The sequence below is a fragment of the Microbacterium sp. OVT16B genome (genome assembly GCF_019969705.1).
GTDB lineage: Bacteria > Actinomycetota > Actinomycetes > Actinomycetales > Microbacteriaceae > Microbacterium > Microbacterium natoriense.
Map to the genome: position 1 here is coordinate 1 of NZ_JAHXZA010000031.1, position 444 is coordinate 444.

Below are 444 nucleotides of genomic sequence, written 5' to 3' on the forward strand. Positions count from 1 at the left end.
AGAAGGTGGAGAGGAGAAAAAGAAGGAGAAGGAAGAAGGAGGAAGGGAAGGGAGAGAAAGAGAAGAAAAAGAAGGAAAAGAGAGGAGGGAGGAGGAGAGAAAAAAAGAGGAGGAAAGGGGGGGAGGAGAAAAAGAGGAAGGAAGGAGGGAGAAAGAGAAGGAAGGAGGAGAGGAGGGGAGGAAGAGAAGAGAAAAGAGGAGAAAGAAGGAGAAGGAGAGGGGAGGAAAAGAGAAAAGAGGAGAGGGGAGAGGGGAGAAGGAAGAAGGAGAGGGAAGGGGAAGAAAAGAGGAGAGAAGGAGGAGGAAGAGAGGAAGGGGAGAGAAGAAAGAAGAAGAGGGAGGAGAAAGGGGAAAAAAAAAGAGGGAGAGGGGAGGAAAGGAAAAGAGGGGAGGGAGAGAGAGGAGAGGAAAAAGGGAAAAGGAGAAGAGAGGAGGAAGGGAGGG

The 444-nt window shown here is 50.2% G+C and carries 1 protein-coding gene; it reads left to right on the forward strand.

Annotated features, from left to right (window positions below):
- On the forward strand, positions 1-444 hold a 444-nt coding region (locus LC438_RS19065; RefSeq protein ID WP_223587518.1), incomplete at both ends, for a hypothetical protein.